This window comes from Roseovarius confluentis (assembly GCF_002917925.1).
Taxonomy (GTDB): domain Bacteria; phylum Pseudomonadota; class Alphaproteobacteria; order Rhodobacterales; family Rhodobacteraceae; genus Roseovarius; species Roseovarius confluentis.
In genome coordinates this window covers 471,863-495,778 of sequence record NZ_PPFE01000003.1, presented here as the reverse complement: position 1 = coordinate 495,778, position 23,916 = coordinate 471,863, and the positions used below count along the sequence as shown (strand labels likewise).

Annotated in this window: 22 protein-coding genes; 11 read left to right on the top strand and 11 right to left on the bottom strand. The window is 65.1% G+C overall.

Features of this window, described 5'->3' with window-relative positions:
* Positions 1–8 precede the first annotated feature (8 nt).
* From C2I35_RS10400 to C2I35_RS10375, 6 genes are all read right to left on the bottom strand, one after another.
* Positions 9–308 carry a 4a-hydroxytetrahydrobiopterin dehydratase gene (locus C2I35_RS10400; RefSeq protein ID WP_103762955.1) on the bottom strand — a complete coding sequence of 100 codons (300 nt, stop codon included), beginning with the start codon at positions 306–308 and terminating at the stop codon, positions 9–11.
* Positions 305–1,492: a GNAT family N-acetyltransferase gene (locus C2I35_RS10395; protein ID WP_103762954.1), complete on the bottom strand. Its 1,188-nt coding sequence runs from the start codon at positions 1,490–1,492 to the stop codon at positions 305–307. The genes C2I35_RS10400 and C2I35_RS10395 overlap by 4 nt, the downstream gene beginning before the upstream one ends.
* Before the next feature lie 59 nt (positions 1,493–1,551).
* A complete protein-coding gene (locus C2I35_RS10390) occupies positions 1,552–2,319 on the bottom strand; it encodes a glycerophosphodiester phosphodiesterase family protein (protein WP_103762953.1) in 768 nt (255 codons plus the stop codon).
* The gene (locus tag C2I35_RS10385) at positions 2,316–2,777 is read right to left on the bottom strand and encodes a RidA family protein (protein WP_103763015.1); all 462 of its coding nucleotides are present in this window, start codon (positions 2,775–2,777) and stop codon (positions 2,316–2,318) included. Before C2I35_RS10385 ends, C2I35_RS10390 begins: the two co-directional genes overlap by 4 nt.
* Positions 2,778–2,991: 214 nt before the next feature.
* Positions 2,992–4,257: an HlyD family type I secretion periplasmic adaptor subunit gene (locus tag C2I35_RS10380; RefSeq protein WP_103763014.1), complete on the bottom strand. Its 1,266-nt coding sequence runs from the start codon at positions 4,255–4,257 to the stop codon at positions 2,992–2,994.
* 38 nt (positions 4,258–4,295) lie between these two features.
* Positions 4,296–6,035 (bottom strand): type I secretion system permease/ATPase, encoded by a 1,740-nt coding sequence (locus C2I35_RS10375; protein ID WP_103762952.1) that lies wholly within the window; start codon positions 6,033–6,035, stop codon positions 4,296–4,298.
* Positions 6,036–6,202: 167 nt separating this feature from the next.
* On the opposite strand from C2I35_RS10375, the gene C2I35_RS10370 reads away from it, so the two are divergent.
* Positions 6,203–7,000 (top strand): MlaA family lipoprotein, encoded by a 798-nt coding sequence (locus C2I35_RS10370; protein ID WP_245890464.1) that lies wholly within the window; start codon positions 6,203–6,205, stop codon positions 6,998–7,000.
* Entirely contained in the window at positions 6,993–7,595 is a 603-nt protein-coding gene (locus tag C2I35_RS10365) for an MlaC/ttg2D family ABC transporter substrate-binding protein (RefSeq protein ID WP_103762951.1), read from the top strand. Before C2I35_RS10370 ends, C2I35_RS10365 begins: the two co-directional genes overlap by 8 nt.
* 80 nt (positions 7,596–7,675) lie before the next feature.
* On the opposite strand, the gene C2I35_RS10360 is transcribed toward C2I35_RS10365, so the two are convergent.
* Positions 7,676–9,865, bottom strand: coding sequence for a transglycosylase domain-containing protein (locus C2I35_RS10360; RefSeq protein ID WP_103762950.1), 2,190 nt, complete (start codon positions 9,863–9,865; stop codon positions 7,676–7,678).
* Positions 9,866–10,210: 345 nt separating this feature from the next.
* Between C2I35_RS10360 and C2I35_RS10355 the strand changes: the two genes are divergently transcribed.
* The 5 genes from C2I35_RS10355 (at position 10,211) to C2I35_RS10335 (ending at position 15,233) form a co-directional block, all read left to right on the top strand.
* Positions 10,211–10,549, top strand: coding sequence for a P-II family nitrogen regulator (locus C2I35_RS10355; RefSeq protein ID WP_057790819.1), 339 nt, complete (start codon positions 10,211–10,213; stop codon positions 10,547–10,549).
* A 28-nt stretch (positions 10,550–10,577) separates the two neighbouring features.
* Complete coding sequence (locus C2I35_RS10350; protein WP_103762949.1) at positions 10,578–11,915, top strand: ammonium transporter; 1,338 nt, start codon at positions 10,578–10,580, stop codon at positions 11,913–11,915.
* 126 nt (positions 11,916–12,041) lie between these two features.
* A complete protein-coding gene (locus C2I35_RS10345; protein ID WP_103762948.1) occupies positions 12,042–12,938 on the top strand; it encodes a CPBP family intramembrane glutamic endopeptidase in 897 nt (298 codons plus the stop codon).
* Positions 12,939–12,999: 61 nt separating this feature from the next.
* Positions 13,000–13,962, top strand: coding sequence for an acetyl-CoA carboxylase, carboxyltransferase subunit beta (accD, locus tag C2I35_RS10340; protein WP_103762947.1), 963 nt, complete (start codon positions 13,000–13,002; stop codon positions 13,960–13,962).
* The gene (locus C2I35_RS10335) at positions 13,959–15,233 is read left to right on the top strand and encodes a bifunctional folylpolyglutamate synthase/dihydrofolate synthase (RefSeq protein ID WP_103762946.1); all 1,275 of its coding nucleotides are present in this window, start codon (positions 13,959–13,961) and stop codon (positions 15,231–15,233) included. The genes accD and C2I35_RS10335 overlap by 4 nt, the downstream gene beginning before the upstream one ends.
* A gap of 213 nt (positions 15,234–15,446) precedes the next feature.
* Here the strand turns inward: C2I35_RS10335 and C2I35_RS10330 are convergent, their stop codons facing one another.
* Together C2I35_RS10330 and C2I35_RS10325 are read right to left on the bottom strand one after the other, a co-directional pair.
* On the bottom strand, positions 15,447–16,313 hold the full coding sequence (locus C2I35_RS10330; protein WP_103762945.1) for an SDR family oxidoreductase: 867 nt from the start codon (positions 16,311–16,313) through the stop codon (positions 15,447–15,449).
* 16 nt (positions 16,314–16,329) lie between these two features.
* Complete coding sequence (locus C2I35_RS10325) at positions 16,330–16,767, bottom strand: VOC family protein (protein WP_103762944.1); 438 nt, start codon at positions 16,765–16,767, stop codon at positions 16,330–16,332.
* Positions 16,768–16,861: 94 nt separating this feature from the next.
* Here C2I35_RS10325 and C2I35_RS10320 point away from each other — a divergent pair, with 94 nt between their 5' ends.
* From C2I35_RS10320 to C2I35_RS10305, 4 genes are all read left to right on the top strand, one after another.
* Positions 16,862–18,346 carry an AMP nucleosidase gene (locus C2I35_RS10320; protein WP_103762943.1) on the top strand — a complete coding sequence of 495 codons (1,485 nt, stop codon included), beginning with the start codon at positions 16,862–16,864 and terminating at the stop codon, positions 18,344–18,346.
* A gap of 214 nt (positions 18,347–18,560) precedes the next feature.
* Positions 18,561–18,995 (top strand): universal stress protein, encoded by a 435-nt coding sequence (locus C2I35_RS10315; RefSeq protein ID WP_103762942.1) that lies wholly within the window; start codon positions 18,561–18,563, stop codon positions 18,993–18,995.
* Positions 18,996–19,035: 40 nt separating this feature from the next.
* Positions 19,036–20,580, top strand: a complete 1,545-nt coding sequence (locus C2I35_RS10310) for an alanine/glycine:cation symporter family protein (protein ID WP_103762941.1) — start codon at positions 19,036–19,038, stop codon at positions 20,578–20,580.
* 413 nt (positions 20,581–20,993) lie between these two features.
* Entirely contained in the window at positions 20,994–21,659 is a 666-nt protein-coding gene (locus C2I35_RS10305; RefSeq protein WP_103762940.1) for a ZinT family metal-binding protein, read from the top strand.
* A gap of 304 nt (positions 21,660–21,963) precedes the next feature.
* On the opposite strand, the gene C2I35_RS10300 is transcribed toward C2I35_RS10305, so the two are convergent.
* Both C2I35_RS10300 and C2I35_RS10295 read right to left on the bottom strand, forming a co-directional pair.
* Positions 21,964–23,046 (bottom strand): PAS domain-containing protein, encoded by a 1,083-nt coding sequence (locus C2I35_RS10300; protein WP_103762939.1) that lies wholly within the window; start codon positions 23,044–23,046, stop codon positions 21,964–21,966.
* Between the two features lie 114 nt (positions 23,047–23,160).
* Positions 23,161–23,874 (bottom strand): Crp/Fnr family transcriptional regulator, encoded by a 714-nt coding sequence (locus C2I35_RS10295; protein ID WP_103762938.1) that lies wholly within the window; start codon positions 23,872–23,874, stop codon positions 23,161–23,163.
* Positions 23,875–23,916: the final 42 nt, after the last annotated feature.

Genomic DNA, 23,916 nt, shown 5'->3' with positions numbered 1-23,916 from the left:
TGACCGGCTCAGGCGTCGGCCAGCTTGTCCATCTTGCGGGCCAGCTTGGTGTCACGCGAACTCAGCCCATCGACATCGTGGCTGGTCAGCGTCACCTCGACCGTCTTGTAGACGTTCGACCACTCGGGATGGTGATCCCACTTCTCGGCCCAGATCGCGCAGCGGGTCATGAACCCGAACGCCTCCACGAAATTCTCGAACTCATAGGTCTTGTGGATCGCATCGCGCCCTTCAACCATTTCCCAGCCGCTCTCCAACAGCGGCTCCAGCGTCGTTTTTCGCGCCGTATCGCTTAAGCGTTCGCTCATTCCTGCTCCTCCACGTTTGCTTTCCTGAACGGGCCGAAACTCGTCAGGATTTCAATGTCATCTGCAACGGCTTCCCGTTCGGCCTCTAGGTAACGCGCCACGGCATCGGAAAAAGGCGGGTCACGAAACCAGTGAAGCGAATGGGTCTCGACCGGCAAGTATCCGCGGGCCAGCTTGTGCTCGCCCTGCGCGCCAGCCTCGACACGGGACAGCCCGTGTTCGATGGCATAATCAATCGCCTGATAGTAACACAACTCGAAATGCATCGCCGGGTGATGCGCCGCACAGCCCCAGTACCGGCCATAAAGCGCGTCGCGCCCGATCATGTTCAGCGCGCCAGCCACGGGCACGCCGTCCTCCAGCGCCAAAACCAGCAGGATATCGTCCCGCAGCCGCTCCTGCGCGATGTCAAAAAACTTGCGCGTCAGGTACGGCATTCCCCACTTCCGCGCCCCGGTATCTTGGTAGAACTCCCAGAACGCCTCCCAGTGCTCGGGTCTAATCGCGTCGCCGGTCAATTGCACGATCTCGCCGCCAAAGCCCTGCGCCTGCGCCCGCTCCTTGCGGATGTTCTTGCGCTTGCGCGAACTCAGGCTGCCCAGGAAATCGTCGAAGCTCTCGTAGCCCCGGTTCAGCCAGTGAAACTGCTGCGTGATCCGCGGCAACAGGCCCATCTGCGTGCCCACCTCCCGCTCGAACTCGGTGCAAAAGGTGACATGCAGCGACGACAGCTCGTTGCGGTCCCCGATGCTGACCGCGGCCTGCATCAGCGCATCGCGCCCCGGCTGCCCGTATCCCGGCCGGGTCAGCATCCGCCGCCCCGTCACCGGCGTGAACGGCACCGCCATCTGCAGCTTGGGGTAATACCGCCCGCCCGCGCGTTCATAGGCATGGCCCCAGTTGTGGTCAAAGATATACTCGCCCTGGCTGTGGTTCTTCACGTAAAGCGGCGCACAGGCGATCACCTGTTCGTCCATCTCCGCCACCATGTAATGCGGCTGCCACCCCGTGCCGGCCCCGACCGAGCCGCTGTCCTCCAGCGCCTTCAGGAACCGGTAGGTGGTGAACGGGTCCTCCGTCCGGCCGCCGTCCCCGGCCTCGGGGCAGGCGCACGCATCCCACTCCGCCGGCGCCACGTCGCCCAGGCTTTCATAGACGCTCACAAGGACAGATCCGCCATCCATCAGGGCCGCTCGTCGCTTTTGGAAATCATACCTTCAATTTGTGGCCGACCCGCTCCGGTTCAAGCGGGAATTGCCGGAAGATATCCCTCGAAGGTGATGTTCTGCGCCACGCGCCGTGCGTCTGCCTCTTCTTCCGGCGACCGGATCGTCCAGCACAGCACATCCGTGCCCGCGCCCTGCAATTCGGCCACCCTTGCACGGTCCAGGTCCTGCGCCTGGTGGCTGACAAAACACGCTCCCGCGCGATCATGATCCGGGATATCGCGCAACCGTTCCCGCACGTCGGCACGCAACAGGGGCCAGTCTTTGGCAGCATAATCGCAACTCACGATGCCGCGCACCACGTCGGGCGCAAGGTCGCGCATCGCCACCATCATCTCGGGGTTGAACGACATCACCGCCACCGGCCCGGCATAGCCTCGCAGCGCCACTGCCGTCGCGGCCTCCAGCCGCCCGTCGGTCTGGCCCATCTGCCCCTGCTGGTCCTTCAACTCGATCAGCAGCGGCACGCGCCCCGCCACCAGGTCCAGCACCTCCGGCAGCGCCGGTATTTCCTCATCCCCGCCAAGCAGCGAGATTCGGCCCAGTTCCGCCGCGTCCCGCTGCTGCACCGGCCCGGCCTGCCCGGTCAGACGCTTGAGGTCATAGTCGTGAAACACCATGGCCGCACCGTCGCGGCTCAATTGCAGATCGATCTCGATGCCATAACCATGACGTATCGCCGCGGCGATCGCCGCGCGCGAATTCTCCGGCCGGCCATCCGCGACATCATGCAGCGCCCGATGCGCCAGCGGCGCGCGCAGAAAGGACGGGTCCAGCCGGCTCATCCGACCTGGAACACGCCTTCGATCTCGACCGCCACGCCAAAGGGCAGGGCCGGCGACGATACCGCGGCCCGCGCGTGCTTGCCCGCCTCGCCCAGCGCCTCGCCGATGAAATCCGATGCGCCGTTGATCACCTGCGGTTGCTGCGTGAAATCCGGCGTCGAGTTCACGAACCCGCCCAGCTTCACCACCCGCTTCAGGCGGTCCAGGTCGCCGCCGCACGCCGCCTTGACCTGCGCCAAAAGGTTGATCGCACAGGCCTTCGCCGCCTCCGCGCCCGCGGGCACGTCCATGTCGTCGCCCAGCTTGCCGATCATCATCTCGTCGCCCAGCTTCGGCAGCTGCCCCGACACGTACAGCATGTCGCCCACCAGCACATACGGCACGTAATTCGCCGCCGGTGCCGCCGCCTCGGGCAGGGTCACGCCCATCTCAGCCAGCTTGTCCTCGAATTTTCCCATGATCCCGACCTCCTCGGTTGCGTCGCCGCGAACGCTAGACGCTCGGCGCACCGATGCAACCGCAAAAACCGGCGCGGGCTTTTTCTTGCAAAAAATACTCACGGCCCCGTCGCCCGCCACGCGGCCCGCCCCCGGGATCCGCGTCACGCCCGCCACGCGCCCCGAGACGTCCCGAAGGGACGCCGAGACACCCTGCGCACCGAAGGCGCTCCGCCTATTCGCGAAACGCCTTGGCGAAGTAATCCGTCAGCGGTTTCGTCAGATAGGCCAGCGGCGTGCGGTCGGCGGTGCGGATGAAGGTCTCCACCGGCATGCCGGGGATCAGCGTCACATCCTCCGGCAGACGCTCCCGCTGGCCTTCGCTCAGCGCGATCTCGGCCCGGTAATAGCTTTGTCGCGTGTTGTCGTCCTGGAACGAATCGGCCGAGATCTGCATCACCTGCCCGATCAGCTCCGGCGTCGTCCGCTGGTCCAGCGCCGAAAACCGCAGCGTCACTTCCTGTCCCACGAACAGCTTGTCGATATCCGTGGGCTCGACCTGCGCATTGATGATCAGCGGACGGTCCTGTGGCACGACGTAAAGGATCGGATCGGCCGGCCGGATAACCGAGCGCAGCGCAAAGACCTGAAGCCCGTAAACCACGCCGCTCACCGGCGCGGTGATGTCCAGCCGGCTCGTCCGCTCGATCAGCGCACGCCGCTCCTCCAGCAGTTCCAGCTCGCGGAACTGCAAGTCGCGCAAGGTGGTGATCGCCTCCTCGCGCCGCCGCGTGCCCAGCTTCAGTACCTCGATGTCAATCTCGGTGATCCGCCCTTCGGATTGTGCCACCTGCGCCGCGAGCTCGCCCAGCTGACCCAGCATCCGCGACTGCTCCCGTTGCAGCGCCAGCACCCGCGAGGCCTGGGCCAGCCCCCGGTCCAGCAGAGATTGCTGGTCGGCCAGTTCCTCCTCGATCAGCGCCAGCTGCTCGTCCATCGCCGCCTGTTGCGCCTCGATCCCCTCGATCTGGTTGCCGATCTGCCCCCGCCGTTTCTCCAGCTGGGAAATCTCGCTCGCCACGGTCTCGTTGCGCGCCGTCAGAAGCCGCCGCTGCCCGTCCAGCAACTCGGCCACCTCCGTGTTGCGCGCCGCCACGTCGCGCACCAGGTCGGGAAAGGTGATCTCGTCCCGCTCGTCCCGCTCGGCCTCCAGCCGTCCGCGCCGCGCCTGCAACTCGAACAGCTGGTTCTCGGTGATCGCCAGCTGCGAGCGCAAGGCGGTCGCATCCAGCCGCAACAGCACCTGCCCCGCGTCCACCGTGTCGCCCTCATCGACCTCGATCGACGCCACCACGCCGCCATCGGGGTGCTGGACCACCTGACGGTTCTGGTCGACCTCGATCTGCCCACTGGCAATCACCGCACCCGATATCTCGGTCATCGCGGCCCAGGTCCCGAAACCTCCCACCAGGATAATAAGCCCGGTCACCCCCACGATCATCGGCGTCCGGACCGACCAGGCGCTGCGCTTTTCGTCGCTCACTGCACCCCTCCCTGCTGGCCGCTGGCGCTGATTTCCCCGGCGTTCTTGACCACGTCCTTCAGCACCTCGTCCTTGGGCCCGAAGGCCCGCACCATGCCGTTTTCAAGCATCAGCAACTGGTCGCATTCCCGGATCGCCGCAGGCCGGTGCGCCATGATCAGCACCGATTTGCCTTCGGCCTTGAACTCCCGGATCGCGTGGTTCACCGCCTCGCTGCCCTCGTTGTCGAGGTTCGAGTTGGGCTCGTCCAGCACCACCAGCACAGGGTCGCCATACATCGCCCGCGCCAGCCCGATCCGCTGCATCTGCCCGCCTGACAGGCGCCCGCCCCCGGCGGTGATACGCGTGTCATAGCCGTCGGGCAGCTTCAGGATCATATCGTGCGCATCGGCCTTCTTCGCCGCCTCCACGATCTTGGCGGCGTCGGGCTCCTCGGCCAGGCGCGAGATGTTCTCGGCGATGGTCCCCTCGAACAACTGCACCCGCTGCGGCAGGTATCCGATATGCCTGCCCAGCACGCGCGGTTCGAACTGATCAAGCGACGCGCCATCCAGCCGGATTCGCCCGCCCGCAGGCCGCCACAGGCCGGTCAGCGCCCGCGCCAGCGTCGACTTGCCGGCACCCGAGGGACCGATCACGCCCACCGCCTGGCCCGGTTGCACAGTGAAACTGATCGTCTTCAGCGCCGCCTGCTGGTCGCCCGGCGGCACCACGGTGACCTGTTGCACCTGCAACAGCGCCTTGGGCTTGGGCAGCGGCGTACGCGGCTGCTCGGGCGGCACCAGCGCCAGCAGTTCGGTCAGTGAATGCCAGCCCTGCATGGCCCGTTGCACCAGCGCCCATTGTCCGACGGCCAGTTCAACCGGTGCCAGCGCCCGGCCCATCAGGATCGAGCCCGCGATCATCGCGCCCGGCGTAAGCTCGTTCTGCAAGACAAGATAGGCCCCCAGGCCCAGCATCGCCGATTGCAGGAACAGCCGGAAGGTCTTCGTCGTCGTGGTGAACGTACCCACAAGATCCGATGACGCGATCTGGGATCTCAGCGACTCGTCCCGCGCGGTCTGCCAGCGCGAGAACGCCTGATCGCGCATCCCCATCGCCTGCACCATTTCCGATTCGTTGCGGATCTGGTTCGACAGCATTTCCGCCGCACCCGTGGCCCGCGCCGATTTCATTGCCGGCTGGCGGGTGACCGCCTGGTTGACCACGGTGATCAGGATGATGATCCCCCCGCCGATCAGCGCCAGCGCCCCCAGCCACGGGTGAAACAACCATATCCCGGCCAGGAAAACCGGCGTCCAGGGCAAGTCGAAGATGGCCATCAGCACCGGCGAGGCCATCAGCCGCTGCACCGCCTCCAGGTCGCGCAACCCGGTTTGCGTATGCTCGTCCGGCGCCACCGCCGCCTTGCGGATCACCGCGTCGAACACCCGGCGATCCAGCCGGGCCTGGAAACGCGCCGCGACCCGGCCCATGATCCGCCCGCGGGCATAGTCCAGCACGCCCATCATCCCGTACAGGAACACCACCAGCACGCTCAGCGCGATCAGCGTCTCGACCGATCGGCTGCCCAGCACCCTGTCATAGACCTGCAACATGTAGATCGGGCCGGTCAGCATCAGCATGTTCACGAAGAAGCTGAAGATCCCCACGAACCAGTAAAGTCCCCGGCTCTCGCGACGGGCGGCGCGAAGTTCCTCTCGGCCTGCATCAAGTCTTGCCTTGCTAAGTTGCATGCCGTCTCTTCCGCGTCCCGCCAGATCGTCGCTTGAACGATACCCCGTTCCGACTTACTACCATAGACACCGTTCTGCTACAGGACACCTTCGTCAAGTCGCCGCATCTGGGTAAATTCAGCCAATCGATTATTTATGACCGCAATACCTTAACCAAAGCCTGACCGTTGCCAAATTTCATCTCCATACGACGACCAACGCTGTTCGCGACCGGCCTTGCGCTTGTCGTGGCCCTCGCCGCGGCGGGCTGCACGCCGCGCCCCGCGGGTTACCCGGCCTCCGAGCCTTTCGATCCCTACGAGGAAGAGAACCGCCGCACCCACGCCTTCAACCGGGCGCTGGACAAAAACCTGGTGGGGCCCGCAGGCAAGGGCTATTCCGGCTTCATTCCCGACGATGTCGAGAACATGGTCGGCCGTTTCGCCTTCAACCTGTCGATCCCGGGCGCCGTGGTGAACAACATCCTGCAAGGCAACATGAAAGGCGCGACCGAGGACACCTACCGCTTCCTCGTGAACACCACGATCGGGCTGGGCGGCCTGTTCGACACCGCGTCCGAACTCAACATGCCCCAGGCCACCGACGCCGATTTCGGCCAGACACTGCATGTCTGGGGCGTGCGCGAAGGGGCGTATGTCGAACTGCCCCTGCTCGGCCCCTCGACCGAGCGCGCGGCGGCGGGCAAGATCGTCGATCTTTTCACCAACCCGCTGACGTACGTGCTCGACGAGCCCGAGAACTACTATGGCACCATCGCCACTGGCGTCACGGGCCTGTCGGACCGCGGGCGTTATGCCGACACCATAGATTCCATCCTTTACGACAGCGCCGACAGTTACGCACAGGCGCGGTCGCTCTATATTCAGAACAGGCGCTTCAAGCTCGGCGGTGGCTCGGGCGGGGCGTTCGAAGATCCTTATGATGCCGAACCCGGCACGCCGCTGGAGGACCCCTACGATGAATGACATTTCCAGACGTTTCCTGATCGGCGCCGGCGCGGCCGCCACGCTGCTGCCCGCTGCCGCAACCCCCGCCTTCGCCCTGACAGAGGCGCGCGCCCGCGGCCTGATCGACCAGGTCGTGGCCGATATCAACCGCGTGATCGCCTCGGGCAAGTCCACCGGCGCGATGATCCGCGATTTCGAACGCATCTTCGCCCGTTATGCCGACGTGAACATCATTGCCCGCTCCACGCTGGGCGCCGATTCGCGCCGCGCCTCCTCGGGCCAGATGCGGGCTTTCACCGCCGCCTTCCAAGGCTATATCGCCCGCAAGTACGGCAAGCGGTTCCGCGAGTTCATCGGCGGCCAGATCACCGTGACCGGCGTGCGCCAGGTCAAGTCCTGGCACGAGGTCCGCTCGACCGTAAAGCTGCGCGGCAAGTCGCCCTTCACCGTGCTTTTCCTGGTCTCTGACCGCTCGGGCCGCGACCTCTTTTTCGACATGGTGATCGAGGGCGTCAGCCTGCGGCTCAGCGAACGCACCGAGATCGGCGCGATGCTCGATCGCAACGGCGGCAATATCGACGCCCTGATCGCCGACGTGCAACGCGCGGGCTGATCCCGAAACAGGTCCGGCCGCCTCGCCCCGCCGCCGCACAAGCTCCGGCGATAGCGCGGGGGTCGCCGGTTTTTGCCGTACTATTGCCCGCCATGTGCCGGCCCCAGCAGCTCTTCCAGCATCCGGTTGATCGTGTTGCCCCGGTCCCGGTCCTGGCGCTGCTGCGTGCGCGGCTGCTGTTGTATCTGCGGCTGCGGTTCGACCCGGATCATCGGCAGGTCGCTGACCGGCACACCCTCGTTCACCCGCACCATCGTCTCGCGCCAGATGTCCGCCGGAAGCCCGCCGCCGGTCACACCCTTGAGCGGGGTGTTGTCGTCATACCCCATCCACACTCCGGTCACGTAATCGGCGGTAAAGCCCAGGAACCACGCGTCGCGTGCCGCCTGCGTCGTGCCGGTCTTGCCGGCGGCCTGCCGGTCGGGCAGCTTGGCGCGCCCGCCAGTGCCCGACTGCACCACCTCGTACATCATACCCATCAGCTTCTGCGCGGCCTCTTGCTGGATCACGCGTTCACCAATGCCGCCCCCCTTGCGCATCAGCGGGTCGTCGTCCCCCAGGAGCTTCAATTCAACCAGCCCATAAGGCGTCACCGACGAACCACCGTTCAGGATACCCGCATAGGCCCCCGTCATTTCCAGCAGCGTGCTTTCCGATGCGCCCAGCGCCAGCGCGGGACCGTCGGCCAGTTCGTTATCGATGCCGAAGTCGCTGGCAACCTGGCGCACCAGGTCCAGGCCCACGCTTTCGGCCACCTTCACCGCAGGGATGTTGTAGGACCGCGCCAGCGCCCGGATCAGCGGCACGCGGCCATGGAATTTCTTGTCATAGTTTTCGGGGCACCATTGGCCGGACCCGGCAATATTGCGGCAATACGGTTCATCCACGACGATCGACGTCGGTTCATAGCCCAGTTCCAGCGCCGTCGCATAGACGAACGGCTTGAAGGCCGAGCCGGTCTGCCGCTTGGCCATCGTGGCCCGGTTGAACGCGCCGGTCACCTTGGTCTTGCGCCCGCCCACCATCGCACGCACCGCGCCATCGGCGCTCATCACCACGATCGCGGCCTGCGCCTCGGATCCTTCACTGACCTTGTTCTCGAACACCCAGTCAAGCGCCTCCTCGGCGGCGCGTTGCATCCGCTGGTCCAGCGTCGTTCGGATTATGACGTCCTCTGTCGTGTCGCGGGTGAAAAGCTCCGGCCCGCTGTCCATCACCCAATCGGCGAAATAGCCTCCGGCCTGCGCTTCGGCGGCCTCCGACAGTGTCGCGGGGTTGTCCTGCGCGGCCTGCGTCTCGGCATCGGTCAGGTAGCCCTGTTCGTTCATCAGCCGCAGCACCGTCGCCGCCCTTGCCTGTGACCGTTCCAGGTTGGTCGTCGGCGCCAGCCGCGTCGGCGCGGTCAGCAGGCCCGCCAGCATGGCCGACTGCGCCGCGTTCACCTCGCGCGCGCTCACCCCGAAATACCGTTGCGCCGCGGCCTCCACGCCAAAGGCGCCGCCGCCGAAATAGGCCCGGTTGAGATAGATCGACAGGATCTCGTTCTTGGAATACTTCGCCTCCATCGCCATCGCATAGATCGCTTCCTTGGCCTTCCGGCTCAGCGATCCGCGGCGGCAATCCTGAACGTACTCCGCCTCGCTCTCCCACTCCGTCTCGTCGTATTCTACGCCAAGACACAGCAATTTCGCGGTCTGCTGGGTGATGGTCGACCCACCGTGCCCGCTCAGCGGCCCACGCCCCTCGCTCAGATTGATGCGGACAGCGCTGGCGATGCCGCGCGGGCTCAGGCCGAAGTGTTGGTAGAACCGCTTGTCCTCTGTGGCCAGCACCGCGTTGCGCAAGTCGGGGCTGACGGTATCGGCCGTCACCACCCCGCCGAACTGGTCACCGCGCCAGGCGAACACGTCGCCCTCGCGGTCCAGCATGGTGACCGATCCCCGCGCCCGGCCGTCCAGTAGTGCGCGCACATCCGGCAACCCGGCATAGACATAGGCCACAGCCAGGGCCGTCACCAGCACCACCACCGCGGTCACGCGCCATGTTACGACCCAGAACAGCCGCAATATCCAGCGGAACAGGCGCTTGATCCACGCCACCGGGCCGCGCCCGCCGCCCGAACGGCCGCCACCGCCCCTGCGCCGAGGGCGCGCGGTTTTCGCAGGCTTGCGCGCAGCCGGCTTGGTCCGGCTCTTTGCCGGTGTCTTCGCGGATTTGCCGTATCGCCTGTCTGCAACGAGTCGCGGCGTTTTTCGCCCCTGGTTTCCCATGCCCTAACCTGCCCGGACCTCTGGTTTTGCGGCAGTCTACAGGTCCTCATTCCGAAAGTAGACCCCCAAAAGCGTTTCGATTTTACCAAACGCCGCCGTGGCGCCCGCGCGTTTTGGCACGGTCGGCTCCCCTAGTCGTATACGTAATACGACGTAGGCGTTTGCGCGTCGCAGCGATTCTTAGCTGCACATTAATTAGTCATTCAGGATTATTTGCGCATAAATTGTGCATTTCTTGGTGATTTCTGCCCACTTCCCCGGCGCTCACCCTTCCCGCCCGCCTCATCTCCGTCACTTTCTGCAACAGCGAAATCAACCTCGCCCAAGCAACCGAAAGGGACATCTGTGAAACTCATCATTGCAACCATCAAGCCGTTCAAGCTTGAAGATGTGCGCGAAGCGCTGACAGGGATCGGCGTGCGCGGCATGATGGTGACCGAGATCAAGGGCTTCGGCTCTCAGTCCGGTCACACCGAGATCTACCGCGGCGCGGAATACGCCGTGAACTTCGTACCCAAGATCAAGCTCGAGATCGCCGTTGCCGCCGGCATGGTCGACCAGGTGGTCGAGACCATCGCGACGACCGCGCGGACCGGCAAGATCGGCGACGGCAAGATCTTCGTGCTCGATATCGGGCAGGCCATGCGCGTGCGCACCGGCGAAACCAACGATGACGCGCTTTAAACCGCGCGAAAGAAGGGATAACATCACTATGAAACGCTTTATTCATCTGGGGCTCGCCGCAACCGCAATCGCGGTCCTGCCCCAACTCGGCTTCGCTCAGGACGAGGCCGCCGCCGCAGAGGCCGCCGCTCCGGGCTTCGACGAGATCGGCCCCTACATCATGACCACCCTGCTGTTCTGCATGGCGGGCTTCCTGGTGTTCTTCATGGCCGCAGGCTTCGCCATGCTCGAAGGCGGGCTGGTGCGTTCCAAGAACGTCACCATGCAGATGACCAAGAACATCGCACTCTTCTCGATTGCCGCGATCATGTACTGGCTCATCGGCTTCAACACGATGTACCCGGGCGACTTCAACGGCTACTTCGCCATCGGCGGGCAGACCGTGCTCGATCCTGTGGGCGTGGCCGCGGCCGATGCGGCGCTCGACTATGCATCCGTCGGTTCGGACTTCTTCTTCCAGTTGGTCTTCGTCGCCGCCACCGCCTCGATCGTGTCGGGCGCGCTGGCCGAGCGGATCAAGCTGTGGCCGTTCCTGATCTTCGTCGTCATCCTGACCGGCATCATGTACCCGATCTCGGGCTCCTGGCAGTGGGGCGGCGGCTGGCTGTCCGAAGCCGGCTTCTCCGACTTCGCCGGTTCGACCGTCGTGCACTCCGTGGGCGGCTGGGCTGCCCTGGCCGGTGCCATCGTGCTGGGCCCGCGTCTGGGCAAGTACGGCAAGGACGGCAAGGTGCACCCGATGCCCGGTTCCAACCTGGCGCTCGCCACACTGGGTACGTTCATCCTGTGGCTCGGCTGGTTCGGCTTCAACGGCGGCTCGCAGCTTGCCATGGGCACCGTGGGTGACGTCTCCGACGTAAGCCGCATCTTCGCCAACACCAACATGGCTGCCGCGGCCGGTGCCGTGACCGCGCTGATCCTGACCCAGGTGATGTACAAGAAACCGGACCTCACCATGGTGCTCAACGGCGCCCTCGCGGGCCTCGTTTCGATCACCGCCGAACCCCTCGCGCCCACGCTCTTCGGTGCGCTCTGGATCGGTGCCGTGGGTGGCGTGATCGTGGTCCTGACCGTCCCGATGCTCGACAAGCTGAAAATCGACGACGTGGTCGGCGCCGTTCCGGTGCACCTCTTCGCCGGTATCTGGGGCACCATCGCCGTGATCTTCTACAATGGCGACGCCAACCTGATCACCCAGCTGACCGGCATCGTGGCCTACGGTGTGTTCACCTTCGTGGCCAGCCTGATCGTCTGGTTCATCCTCAAGGCCGTCATGGGCATCCGCGTCGGCGAAGAGGAAGAGATCGCAGGTCTCGACATGTCGGAACTGGGGATGGAAGCCTACCCCGAGTTCTCGAAAGGCTGAGACCAAATAAGAATGGGTCCTCCCGACCCTTGATACTGGCCCGGGCGTTCGCGCCCGGGTTTTTTGTTGGCCGCTCCGGGGCAAACGCCATTGCGGTCCATGCCCCCGCGCCCTAGCTCTGGTTCCATGTCCGACGCCTACCGACCGCACGAAGCCCTTGTTCATCCGGCTCGCCCCACCGCCTCGCTCGTGCGCCTTGTGCTGGGCGCCATCATGCTGGCGGCGCTGTTCCTGTCGCTGATCTTCGCCGCCTCGGCGCTGCTGAACATCGTGGCGCCGGCGACCTCGTGGGACAGCACGCTCGGCGACCTGGAAACCGGCGAAACCCCGGCCGGCGTGCTGGCGAACCTCTACCTCTTCGGCTTCATCATCGTCGCGCTGGCCATGACGGGCCGCGCCATCCATGGCCGCGCCCTGCCCAGCTTCGTCGGTGACCTGCGCCTTGCACGGCTCCATTTCGCCCGCGTCTGTCTCTACATGGTCGGGCTGCACCTCGCCCTTTCGATCCTGCTGCCCGCCACGCCCGGCCTCACGCCCGAGGCGAATATCGACACCACCCGCTGGCTGACCTTCCTGCCGCTCGCCCTGCCCGCCCTTCTGATCCAGACCGGGGCCGAGGAACTGGTCTTTCGCGGCTACCTGCAAAGCCAGCTCGCCGCCCGCTTCGCCAATCCCCGAATCTGGATCATCGTCCCCTCCCTGCTCTTCGGCCTTCTGCATTACGATCCCGTGATCAACGGCGACGCCAACTGGCTGATTGTCGGCTGGGCCACGCTCTTCGGCATCGCCGCCGCCGACCTCACGGCCCGCACCGGCACCATCGGCGCCGCCCTCGGCCTGCATTTCGTCAACAATTTCTTCGCCATCCTCGTCGCCGCACCTGCGGGCAGTTTCGACGGCCTGGCCCTCTACACCTACCCCTTCACCCTGGACGACAGAGATGCACTCTGGCTCTGGGCGCCGCTCGACCTGATGCTCTTGCTGGTCAGCTGGCTCACCGCGCGACTCGCCCTGCGCGTCTGATTGCATTTCTCACGCGCACGGCTTATCTCAAGGGCGATTTGCAACGGGAACTGGGCCACAGATGAACTGGATCACCAATTACGTGCGTCCGCGCATCAATTCGATCTTCTCGCGCCGCGAGATCCCCGAGAACCTGTGGACCAAGTGCGACGAGTGCGGAACCATGCTGTTCCACCGCGAATTGCGCGAAAACCTCAACGTCTGCACCTCCTGCGGCCATCACATGCCGATCACCCCGCGCGATCGGTTCACAGCCCTTTTCGACGGCGGCACCTTTACACAAGTGTCCGTGCCCCAGCCCACCGCCGACCCGCTGCAATTCCGCGATCAAAAGAAATATCCCGACCGGATGCGCGCCGCGCAAAAGGCGACCGGAGAGACCGAGGCGATGCTGGTGGCTTCCGGCGAAATCGGCCGCACCCCCATCGTCGCGGCGGCGCAGGATTTTTCCTTCATGGCCGGGTCCATGGGCATGTATGTCGGCAACGCCATCATCGCCGCCGCCGAAGAGGCAGTGAAGCTCAACCGCCCCCTCGTGCTCTTCTCCGCCGCGGGCGGCGCGCGCATGCAGGAAGGCATCCTGTCGCTCATGCAGATGCCCCGCACCACCGTCGCCGTGCAGATGCTCAAAGAGGCAAGCCTGCCCTACATCGTCGTGCTGACCCACCCCACCACGGGCGGCGTCACCGCGTCCTACGCCATGCTGGGCGACGTGCATATCGCCGAACCCAACGCGCTCATCTGCTTCGCCGGCCCCCGCGTCATCGAACAGACCATCCGCGAAAAACTGCCCGAGGGCTTCCAGCGCGCCGAGTATCTGCTGGATCACGGCATGCTCGACCGCGTGACCCCGCGCGGCGAAATGCGCACCGAACTCATCACCATCCTGCGCATGCTCCTGAACCTGCCGCCCGCCGTCACCGCCGACCTCCCCGCCCCTGAACTCCCCGCCGAGGAAGAGCCTCAGGACGCGGCGCAGCCCGACACCGCCGAGGAACAGACCGCGGACGAAGCCGACAAATGACCGCCCCCACATCGGACGTCATCCTCGACCGGATGATGGCGCTGCACCCCAAGATCATCGACCTCACGCTCGACCGCGTCTGGCGCCTGCTGGAGGCGCTCGGCAACCCGCAGAACGATCTGCCCCCGGTAATCCACATCGCCGGCACCAACGGCAAGGGCTCGACGCTGGCCATGATCCGCGCCGGGATCGAGGGCGCCGGCAAAACCGCCCACGCCTACACCTCGCCCCACCTCGCCCGTTTCCACGAACGTATCCGGCTGGCCGGCGAGCTGATATCCGAGCCGCACCTGACCGAAGTGCTCGATGAATGCTACGCCGCGAACGGCGGCGAACCGATCACCTACTTCGAGATCACCACCTGCGCCGCGATCCTCGCCATGTCGCGCACGCCCGCAGATTACACCCTGCTCGAGGTGGGCTTGGGCGGACGGCTCGATGCCACCAATGTCGTGGCGAAACCGGCGCTTACCATCATCACGCCCGTGTCGATGGACCACGAGCAATATCTCGGCGACACGCTGGCCAAGATCGCCGGCGAAAAGGCCGGCATCCTCAAACGCGGCGTCACCTGCGTCGTCGGTCCGCAGGACGAGGAAGGCATGGACGCCATCGAGGCCGCCGCCCAACGTCTGGGCGCGCCCCTTCTGGCCCACGGCCAGCACTGGCACGTCACCACCGAACGTGGCCGTCTCATCTACCAGGATGAAACCGGCCTCCGCGATCTGCCCCTGCCCAACCTGCCCGGCGCGCACCAGTATGAGAACGCCGGCGCCGCTATCGCCGCCCTGCGTCACCTGCACCTTGGCGATGCCGCGCTCGAGGCTGCGGTCACGCACGCCAATTGGCCCGCCCGGATGCAGCGCCTCTCCACCGGCCCTCTGGCCAAGGCCGCACCGCAGGCCGAGCTCTGGCTCGACGGCGGCCACAACCCCGCCGCAGGTCGCGCGCTGGCCGCGCACCTGGCCTCGCTGCCACCCCGCCCCACGCACCTGGTCTGCGGCATGCTCAACACCAAGGATATCTCGGGCTACCTCTCGCCACTGGCCGGCGTCGCGCAAAGCCTCACCGCCATCTCCATCCCCGGCGAGGCGAACACCCTGCCCGCCGAAGACACCGCCGCCGCCGCCGCCAATGTCGGCCTGCCCTCGGGCACCGCCGCCAGCGCCCGCGCCGCCATCGAGGACATCGCCGCGAAAGACCCCACGGCGCGCATCCTGATCTGCGGCTCGCTCTACCTCGCCGGCGCCATCCTGCGCGAAAACGGCTGATCGTATGCTTGTGGTCGTGCCGCCGGCATGAGTATTTGAAGAACGATGAAAACGGGGGCGACCAAGCCTTTCATTGTTCTTCAAATACTCAAATACGGCGGGCAGCACTCGGCAGAACCGTCTGGATTCTCAACCTGAATAACGCCAAGAGCGCGCCCGTCCCGGGCCTGCCCCGGGACCTCGTAGGGTGGGTGATAACCCACGCGCCGGGGCTTACCCCGTACGCGCCTCCTCTTCCGCCAACAACGCGGTCAACCCCGCCTTGTAGTCCGGATAAATCAACTCGACCCCCAACTCGTCCTTGATCCGGCTGTTATCCACCCGCTTCGATTCCGCATAGAAGGACCGCGCCATCGGGCTCATCTCCGCGTCCTCGAAATTCACCGCCGGAGGCATCGGCACGCCCAGCAGTTCCGCCGCATAGCCGATCACGTCCTGCGGCGGCGCCGGATCATCGTCACACACGTTGTAGGCCGCACCCGGATTGGGCCGCCTGATCGACGCCTCCAGCACCTGCGCGATATCCTCCACGTGGGTCCGGCTGAACACCTGGCCTTGCTTGATGATCCGCCGCGCCGTGCCCTTTCGCACCTTCTCGAACGGCCCGCGCGCGGGGCCGTAGATGCCCGCCAGCCGGAAGATATGCAGCGGCAGGTCCGGAATGCCGGCCCAGGCCGCCTCGGCCACGACCCGCCTGTACCCCCGCTCGGTCGACGGCTCCAGCGGGCTGTCCTCGGTCACCCAATCGCCCTCGTGGTCGCCGTAAACCCCCGTGGTCGACAGGTACCCGGCCCATTCCAGCCGTCCGGCCATCTTGGCGATATCGTCGCCCAGCGCGTTCAGCACCGGGTCGCCGTCCTCCCCCGGACTGACCGAGCTCAGCAGATGCGTCGCCTCGCCCAGCGCCCCGGACAGGTCACTTCCAGGCCAGACCACGCCTTCCACGCCCTCGTCCGCCAGCGCCTCGGCCTTCTCCGCGCTTCGGGTCGTTCCGATCACACGCCAGCCCCGGGGCACCAGCCGCCTTGCCAACGCCCGCGAAGAAAAGCCGTGACCCAATGACAGCAATACCTTGCCCATGCCGCTCTCCTATGCCTCACCCGGCTGATATAACCTCCAGCGGCCGCGACGCCACCCAAGCATAGCCGTTCTCGCACAGGATCGTGGTCTCGCGCAGGCCGTGCGGCTTGTCCGTCGGCGGCTGCAACACATGCCCGCCCGCGGCCTCTGCCTTGGCCGCCGCCTCGTCCGGGTCGCTGTCGAAAAGGTGCAGCTGCGCCCCCGCCCCGCGCGGGCCGCTTTCGGGCAAAAGCCCCAGCGCGGGGTGACTGCCATAGGTCCCGTCCGCATGCAGCTGCATCAGCTGGTCGCCGTAAACCATGATCGCGAAATCTCCGCTTACCCGGTGAGCCGTCATCCCGAACACCGCCTCCAAAAACGCCACCTCTCGCGTCACGTCCCGCACCAGCAGGTTCAGCCCCAGCCCCCGCAGGGACGCGCCGAACACCTCCGGCGTGACCGTCTCGAAATCCATCGCCCCCTCCCTCGCAGCCAGATCGGCGCAAGCTTGCGAAGCGCCCCTTGCTCTGTCAACGTGCGCCGCACAAGTTTATTGTAACGGGTACACCATGGCTCAGACCGCCGATGACGGCCGCTATCACAGCCCCCACGCCCCCGCGCCGCAAAACTTTACCGAGGCCGCGGCGGCGGTGGCGCATCTCGTGGCCCTCTACGACGACGCGGTGCGCTTCCTGTGCGAGGCGTTCCAGGCCGCGATGCTGAACGGCCAGCCCTCGCGCCCCGTCCGCGCCTTCTACCCCGAGATCCGCATCAGCACCTCCAGCTATGCCAAGATCGACAGCCGCCTCAGCTTCGGCCACCTGGCCGAGCCGGGCACCTACAGCACGACCGTCACCCGGCCGCGCATGTTCCGCAACTACCTGACACAGCAGATCGGCCTCCTGCTGGACAACCACGAGGTGCCGGTCACCATCGGCGTGTCGGACACCCCCATGCCGGTGCATTTCGCCGTCGCCAACGACGCCTCCATTACCGTCCCGCAACAGGGCGCGTCCGATTTCACCCTGCGCGACTATTTCGATGTGCCGGACCTGTCGACCACCAACGACGACATCGTCAACGGCACCTACACCGTGATGCAAGAGGACCCCGCGCCGCTTGCCCCCTTCACGGCCCAGCGCGTCGATTATTCCCTCGCCCGGCTCGCGCATTACACCGCCACCGCGCCCGAGCATTTCCAGAACCACGTTCTCTTCACCAACTACCAGTTCTACGTGGCCGAGTTCGAAGCCTTCGCCCGCAAGATGCTGGCCGATCCCGACAGTGGCTACGACAGCTTCATAGGCCCCGGCGACACGGCCATCACCGGCCCCGACGAGGTGCTGCGCCCCACTTCCAAGCTGCCGCAGATGCCCACCTACCACCTCAAGCGCAAGGACAGCAGCGGCATCACGCTGGTCAATATCGGCGTCGGCCCCTCCAACGCCAAGACGGCGACCGACCACATCGCCGTCCTGCGCCCGCACGCGTGGATCATGGTCGGCCATTGCGCGGGCTTGCGCAACTCGCAGTCGCTGGGCGATTTCGTCCTTGCACACGCCTACCTGCGCGAGGACGCGGTGCTCGATGCCGACCTGCCCGCCTGGGTGCCCATCCCGGCCCTGGCCGAGGTGCAGATCGCGCTGGAACAGGCCGTCGCCGCCGAGACCGAACTGGAAGGCTACGCGCTGAAAAGCGTCATGCGCACCGGCACCGTCGCCAGCTTCGACAACCGCAACTGGGAACTGCGCGATCAGTCCGGCCCGGTCCAGCGCCTCAGCCAGTCCCGCGCCATCGCGCTCGACATGGAAAGTGCGACCATCGCCGCCAACGGCTTCCGCTTCAGGGTGCCCTACGGCACGCTCCTGTGCGTGTCGGACAAGCCCCTGCATGGCGAACTGAAACTGCCCGGCATGGCCAGCGATTTCTACAAGACACAGGTCTCGCGCCACTTGATGGTCGGCATCCGCGCAATGGAGCATATCCGCGACATGCCCCTGGAACGCATCCACAGCCGCAAGCTGCGCAGCTTCGACGAAACCGCGTTCCTCTAGGCGCCCCCCGGCACACGAGCACGCCCGTCCCGGACTTGCTCCGGGACCTCCCGGCCTGCTGTTCCCGCACCGCCCAAACCAGCCGCAAACCGACCGGAATCCGGCACCCTACGGCACCGTCTTGCTTACAGAAATTGAAAAAACTCGCGCCGACTCGCCTTTTGCGTCTACGCTGATCGGATTCCGATCCGGAATGACACGACAGGAGAGAACAATGTCAAAAAAACTGGTCCTGGGATTTGACGACAGTGAAAGCGCCAAGGCGGCTCTCGACTTCGCAACCACCCTGGCAAAGGCACAAGGCGCCGAGGTGATCGTCGCCCACGTGCTGGAATGGTCGCCTTATTCCTTCCTCACCAAGGAAGAGCTCGAGGAACGGCACATGCGCCGCAAGGAAGAGCTGGCTCGCGCCGAGGATGCGCTGCTCAAACCCGTTCTGAAAAAGCTCACCGATGCCGGCATTAGCGCCACCACGGTCCTGCGCTACGGTCATATCGCCGATACGCTGGTCGACATCATCAACGAGAACAAGGCCGAACAGATCGTCATCGGCCGCACCGGCCATTCCGCCTTGTCCTCGCGCCTCTTCGGCTCGGTCGCGGGCAGCCTCGCGCAGGCGGCGCCCGTGCCCGTCACCATCGTGCCGTGACAACGCGCCAAGCATTCAACAAGAAAATCGAGGGACACAGATGAAACATTCACTCAAGACGCCCCTGGCGGCGCTCTTCGCCCTGCTCGCGCTCAGCGCCCCGGCCCTGGCGCAATCCATCGACGAGCGGGTCAACGAGATCTTCGCCAACTCCACCGGCTGGTTCGTCAGCCTGATCTTCTCCGACTTTCCCGGCACCAGTTTCCCCTGGATCGTGGGCTGGCTTGTGATCGCCGCCACCGTCTTCACCATTTATTTCGGCGTGGTGCAGTTCCGCTGGGTCGGCCACTCCATCGCTCTTGTGAAAGGCGACTATTCCGATCCCAACGACGCGGGCGAAGTCAGCCACTTCCAGGCGCTCGCCACGGCGCTTTCGGGCACAGTAGGCCTCGGCAACATCGCGGGCGTCGCGGTCGCCATCGGCATCGGCGGTCCGGGGGCCACGTTCTGGATGATCCTCGCCGGCCTCATGGGCATGGCGTCCAAGTTCACCGAATGTACGCTCGGCGTGAAATACCGCAACGAATACCCCGATGGCAAAGTCTCGGGCGGCCCGATGTATTACCTCTCCAAGGGGTTCAAGGAACGTGGCATCTTCGGCGGCGGCATCCTCGCGGTGCTCTTCTCGGTCTTCTGCATCCTCGGCGCGCTTGGCGGCGGCAACATGTTCCAGGCCAACCAGGCCCACGCGCAGCTTGCCAACGTCCTCGGTGACTACCCCGGCTGGATCACCGGCCTTGTCATGGCGTCGGTCGTCTTCGCCGTGATCGTCGGCGGGCTGAAATCCATCGCCAAGGTCACCGAAAAGGTCGTGCCGTTCATGGGCATCCTCTATGTCGGCACCGCGCTGATCATCATCCTGATGAACTTCGACCAGATCGGCACCGCCTTCGGGCGCATCTTCGAGGGTGCCTTCACCGGCCTCGGCGTCGCCGGCGGCATGGTGGGCGCGCTGATACAGGGCTTCCGCCGCGCCGCCTTCTCGAACGAGGCGGGCGTGGGCTCGGCGGCCATCGCGCACTCGGCGGTGCGCACCAAGGAACCGATCACCGAGGGCTTCGTGTCGCTGCTGGAACCCTTCATCGACACGGTCGTGGTCTGCACCATGACCGCGCTGGTGATCATCATCACCGACCAGCTGGTCACCGACCCCGAAACCGGCCTCTTCGTGCTGAACGAGGCGGGCACCGCGATCCAGACCGTCGGCGACAATTCCGGCGTCGCGCTGACCTCGGCGGCGTTCCAGTCCTCGATCGACGGGTTCAAGTACATCCTGGCGCTGGCGGTGATCCTCTTCGCCTTCTCCACGATGCTCAGCTGGTCCTATTACGGGCTGAAGGCCTGGACCTACCTCTTCGGTGAGGGCCAGACGAAAGAGCTGATCTTCAAGCTGATCTTCTGCATCTTCGTGGTAATCGGCGCGGCCTCCAGCCTCGGCCCGGTGATCGACTTCTCCGATGCCGCGATTTTCGCGATGGCGGTGGTCAACGTGCTGGGCCTCTACTTCCTGATGCCGATCGTCAAGCGCGAGCTGCAAAGCTACGCGTCGCGCCTGCGCTCAGGCGAGATCAAGAAGTACAAGTAAGGCGCTGCGGCCCCCCGACGCGGGTCCGCCCCACCAACGACACCGCCCTCGCAGGCTCTGCGGGGGCGGTTTTGCATCGGCGGCTTTCCAGTTCAGGGAGGCGTGGACATGCCTTCACGCCAAGCGAACAGACGTTGCGAGCGGCCCACGCACAGCGTGCTGTTGCATCGCGGTTCTCGATACCGCGAGTGGCGGCGTTCGAACCAGATTGACTGCGCCGAACCGGAGCGGGCTTGCACGTGCAACGGACGGGCGCGCGGCAGCACTTGCCGTTCGGCAGTCTTTCGCGTCTGAACAGGTCTTCAACTGCGTAACCCGGTTGTCAAAGCAAAATCCGTTCGTTAAGGAGGATGCGTTATGTAATAACATTAATATTCATGGGGTCGAAGATCCCGTCAACACAGGAGCCTCTCATGCAACAGACATTCGCCAGGTGCGTTGCCACCGTCGCCACCGGCGCCTTGCTCGTGCTTGCCGCGCCGGCGTTCGCCCAAAGCGAAAGCACACATGATCACGATCATTCCGAAGAACACGATCACGGTAACGACAAGGTCTACAACGGTTACTTCGAGGATGACCAGATCGAGGACCGCAACCTCTCGGACTGGGAAGGAGACTGGCAATCGGTCTACCCGCTGCTGCAGGACGGAACGCTCGACCCCGTCATGGCGCACAAGGCCGAGCATGGGGACAAGACAGCGGCCGAATACACCGACTACTACCAGACCGGCTATGCGACCGAGGTCGACCGTATCCTCATCGAAGGTGACAGCGTTACCTTCTTCGACGACGGCACCCCGCTGCAGGGCCGCTATGCCAACGACGGCTACGAAGTGCTGACCTACAAGGCCGGCAACCGCGGTGTCCGCTACATATTCGAAAAGAGCGGTGGCGACGCCGGGGCACCCGCGTTCATCCAGTTCAGCGACCATGCCATCGCGCCGCAGGATGCCGGACACTTCCACCTCTACTGGGGCGACGACCGGGCGAAGCTGCTCGAGGAAGTCACCAATTGGCCAACCTACTACCCCGCCGAACTCAGCGGCGCGGACGTGGCTGAAGAAATGATGGCCCACTGAAAACGGGTCAATGCGTGCGGTCGGATAGGGCTGCACGCATTCCAGGCCCCGGTCCGAAAAAGCGGCGACCCCCAAAAAAGCGGCGCAAGCTGACCCGGCAAGGAGCATGAAATCCGGCGACAGAACGTGGCAGAGACGTTCGCCCAATCTGTCGCGGCGATCCGTTGACTTCGCACCCGCAAAACGGACGTGCCGCGTGGGCAGACCCTGTGCGCTGATGTCGGTGCAGACGCCCGGGCATCCGGCACCACGTCGACATCCCCATTTCAGTCCGGCCCAAGCCCCTGGCCCCCGCCTCACCCGGTCACAACTCGACCGTCACCCGCGTGCCCTGCTCCAGCCGCTCAACCGAAAGCTCCGCGTCCAGCGATTGCGTCAGCGCCTGCACGATGCTGCCGCCCACGCCGGGCTTGCCGTCTTCGCCCGTCGTGTCCAGCGCGCCGTCGTGATGCTCCGCCCGGTTCTTCTGAGCCGCGATGCTGGGCGCCGAAAAGGGCCAGTTGCTGTTCTCCGGCAACCCGTTGCCGTCATCCTCCACCATCAGATAAACACCGCCGTCCTCGCGCCGCGCGAACCGCACTTCGAGTGTGCCCGATGATCGCCCCTCGAACGCGTGCTCGAACGCGTTGGTCATGAATTCCGACAGCAAAAGCCCCAGCCGCGCCGCCTGGTCCACGGGCAGCGAGATCTCGTCGCATTCCACGTTCACCCGGATCGCCCCGCGCGGCTCCAGGCTCGACACGACCGACGCGATGCGGCTCAGGTAGGCGCCCGTGGCGATCTCCTCGCTGGCGCCAGTCCCGCCGCCGCTCAACAGTTCGTCATAAAGAACCGACAGTGCCTCGATCCGCCGCCCGATCGCCTTCAGCGAGTCCTCGGTCACGTTCTGCCGGGCCTGGATGCGGATCATGCTGACGATCATCGACAGGTGGTTCTTCACCCGGTGCTGCAACTCGCGCAGCAATCCCATCGACGCGTCGTCCCCCTCCGCTGCGCCTGCAGGGTCCGGCACCTCGCGCTGAAGGCCGAAGAACGCCGTCAACTCGCCGTCCTCTCCGTGGATCGGCGCGATCAGCAACTGGTTGCGAAAGGCCGAGCCGTCGGCGCGGTAATTGGTCAGCGTGACCTCGAATTCCTGTTCGGATTTCAATCCATCACGGATGCGGGTCACATGCCGTTCTTCCGTCTCCGGCCCTTGCAGGAAACGACAATTGCGCCCGACCGCGTATCGCCGGCTATACAGCGTCAGCGCCTCGAAGGCGGAATTGACATAGGTGATCGGATTGTCCTTGATCCGCGGGTCCGTCAGCACGATCGACAACGGAGAATGCCGGATCGCATTCTTCATCACGTCATCGCCATCCATGCTGGCGTCCATCACTCTCATGGGCCATCCCCCTCTTCAGAACATGATTTATCGCGTGAACTGCGGCCAAGATAGGCCGACCTTATGGGACGTCCAGCGCGAGATCTGTACGATAACGTACCATGAATAGCGATTTCACGCGTCCCGATCAATTTCGGGCAACAACTCACGGTTCGCCGCCCGCACGAGGTTGTAACATTCGCAGCTGGCGTTCGTCAGCCCGGTGCGGTCGGTGATCCTGACCCGCCCCCGCCTGTAGGAAATCAGTCCGTTCTCCTGAAGGTCCTGCGCAGCTTCCGTGACCGTCGCCCGCCGGACCCCCAGCATCTCGGCCAGGAAGTCGTGTGTCAGCCGCATCTCGCTGCCGTCGATCCGGTCCGCCATCGTCAGCAGCCACCGCGCCAGGCGTTGCCGCGCACTGTGCGCCCCGTTGCACGCACCCGAGATCATGACCTGGTAGAACACCGATTGCGCACTGGCGAACAGCACCCGCTCGAACGCCTCGTGCTCGGATTTCAACTGCACGAACCGCTCTGCCGACAGGCGCAGCGCTGCGCCCGCGATCTGCACTTCGTCGGTGTGGAAATGCCGCGACTGGCCCAACATCAGGTTCACCGCCGTCGACGCCTCGCGCCCGATATTGGCCATCTCGATGCCCGACCCGTCGCTGTAGGTCGCAATCGCGGAGATCACGGCGGTTTCGGGAAAATAGACCGCATGTGTTGCCTCGCCCGAGCGCTGCAAGACCGCGCCGGCCTCCAGCGTCACATCCTCGCAGTGCCTGGTCACCTCATCGCGCGTCGTGATGTCCAGCGCACACAGAACCCTGTTGTTCGTACCATGTGCCATGCAGGGGCAACGCAGCTCGGCCAGTTTCGTTCATGCGTGAAT

Bases quoted from the DNA above. Each gene is read 5' to 3' on its own strand.
- C2I35_RS10400 (WP_103762955.1), bottom strand. From the start codon at position 308: ATGAGCGAACGCTTAAGCGATACGGCGCGAAAAACGACGCTGGAGCCG.
- C2I35_RS10395 (WP_103762954.1), bottom strand. From the start codon at position 1,492: ATGGATGGCGGATCTGTCCTTGTGAGCGTCTATGAAAGCCTGGGCGAC.
- C2I35_RS10390 (WP_103762953.1), bottom strand. From the start codon at position 2,319: ATGAGCCGGCTGGACCCGTCCTTTCTGCGCGCGCCGCTGGCGCATCGG.
- C2I35_RS10385 (WP_103763015.1), bottom strand. From the start codon at position 2,777: ATGGGAAAATTCGAGGACAAGCTGGCTGAGATGGGCGTGACCCTGCCC.
- C2I35_RS10380 (WP_103763014.1), bottom strand. From the start codon at position 4,257: ATGATCGTGGGGGTGACCGGGCTTATTATCCTGGTGGGAGGTTTCGGG.
- C2I35_RS10375 (WP_103762952.1), bottom strand. From the start codon at position 6,035: ATGCAACTTAGCAAGGCAAGACTTGATGCAGGCCGAGAGGAACTTCGC.
- C2I35_RS10365 (WP_103762951.1), top strand. From the start codon at position 6,993: ATGAATGACATTTCCAGACGTTTCCTGATCGGCGCCGGCGCGGCCGCC.
- C2I35_RS10360 (WP_103762950.1), bottom strand. From the start codon at position 9,865: ATGGGAAACCAGGGGCGAAAAACGCCGCGACTCGTTGCAGACAGGCGA.
- C2I35_RS10350 (WP_103762949.1), top strand. From the start codon at position 10,578: ATGAAACGCTTTATTCATCTGGGGCTCGCCGCAACCGCAATCGCGGTC.
- C2I35_RS10345 (WP_103762948.1), top strand. From the start codon at position 12,042: ATGTCCGACGCCTACCGACCGCACGAAGCCCTTGTTCATCCGGCTCGC.
- accD (WP_103762947.1), top strand. From the start codon at position 13,000: ATGAACTGGATCACCAATTACGTGCGTCCGCGCATCAATTCGATCTTC.
- C2I35_RS10335 (WP_103762946.1), top strand. From the start codon at position 13,959: ATGACCGCCCCCACATCGGACGTCATCCTCGACCGGATGATGGCGCTG.
- C2I35_RS10330 (WP_103762945.1), bottom strand. From the start codon at position 16,313: ATGGGCAAGGTATTGCTGTCATTGGGTCACGGCTTTTCTTCGCGGGCG.
- C2I35_RS10325 (WP_103762944.1), bottom strand. From the start codon at position 16,767: ATGGATTTCGAGACGGTCACGCCGGAGGTGTTCGGCGCGTCCCTGCGG.
- C2I35_RS10320 (WP_103762943.1), top strand. From the start codon at position 16,862: ATGGCTCAGACCGCCGATGACGGCCGCTATCACAGCCCCCACGCCCCC.
- C2I35_RS10315 (WP_103762942.1), top strand. From the start codon at position 18,561: ATGTCAAAAAAACTGGTCCTGGGATTTGACGACAGTGAAAGCGCCAAG.
- C2I35_RS10310 (WP_103762941.1), top strand. From the start codon at position 19,036: ATGAAACATTCACTCAAGACGCCCCTGGCGGCGCTCTTCGCCCTGCTC.
- C2I35_RS10305 (WP_103762940.1), top strand. From the start codon at position 20,994: ATGCAACAGACATTCGCCAGGTGCGTTGCCACCGTCGCCACCGGCGCC.
- C2I35_RS10300 (WP_103762939.1), bottom strand. From the start codon at position 23,046: ATGAGAGTGATGGACGCCAGCATGGATGGCGATGACGTGATGAAGAAT.
- C2I35_RS10295 (WP_103762938.1), bottom strand. From the start codon at position 23,874: ATGGCACATGGTACGAACAACAGGGTTCTGTGTGCGCTGGACATCACG.